The 920-nt window shown below is 65.9% G+C and carries 1 protein-coding gene; it reads left to right on the forward strand.

Annotation, left to right across the window (positions count from 1 at the left end; all coding sequences use genetic code 11):
• A partial coding sequence (locus CR492_RS20235; protein ID WP_102845503.1) for a YeiH family protein occupies positions 1–920 on the forward strand: 920 nt, incomplete at both ends.

Consider the following 920-nt stretch of genomic DNA (forward strand, 5'->3'; position numbering starts at 1 on the left):
CACCCCTATGTCGAGGCGCTGGTCATCGCGATCCTGCTCGGCATGGCGATCCGCACGGTTTGGGAGCCGGGCGCGCGTTGGAAGCGGGGCATCGCCTTCAGCGCGAAGCAGCTTCTCGAAGTTGCGGTGATGCTGCTCGGGGCCTCTATCAGCATCACCGCAATCGTCGCCTCAGGTCCGATCCTGCTCGGCGCGATCATCGCGACCGTGGTCGTCACGCTGACCTCGAGCTTCAGCATCAGCCGCGTGCTCGGATTGCCGGTTAAGATGTCGATCCTGATCGCCGCCGGCAATTCGATTTGCGGCAATTCGGCAATCGCCGCCGTGGCCCCGGTGATTGGCGCAGACGGCGACGACATCGCCTCCTCGATCTCGTTCACGGCGATTCTCGGCGTCGTCATGGTGCTCGGTCTGCCGCTGCTGATTCCGCTGCTGGCGCTGTCGGCGCATCAATATGGCATTCTCGCCGGGTTGACGGTCTATGCGGTGCCGCAGGTGCTCGCCGCCACCGTGCCGGCGGGGCTTGTCGCGGCGCAAATCGGCACGCTGGTAAAGCTCGTGCGCGTTCTGATGCTCGGCCCGCTGGTGCTGACGCTCTCGCTTGGCGCGCGCTATTTCCAGCCGGATGCGGCGGACGCCGGCAAGCGGCGCTTCAACCTGTTCAAGCTGGTGCCCTGGTTCATTCTGGGATTCCTTGGCCTTGCGACCCTGCGCTCGATGGGGCTCGTGCCTGACGTCGCGATCACGCCGCTGACCAAGACGGCTGGCCTGCTCACCGTGATATCGATGGCGGCCCTCGGGCTTGGCGTCGACGTGCGCGTGATCGGCCGCGTCGGCGGGCGCGTCACAGCCGCCGTGACCCTCTCGCTGATCCTGCTGCTCTGCATCAGCCTCGGCATGATCTACGGCTTAAGGCTCGG

The sequence above is a fragment of the Methylocella silvestris genome (assembly GCF_002891535.1).
GTDB lineage: Bacteria > Pseudomonadota > Alphaproteobacteria > Rhizobiales > Beijerinckiaceae > Methylocapsa > Methylocapsa silvestris_A.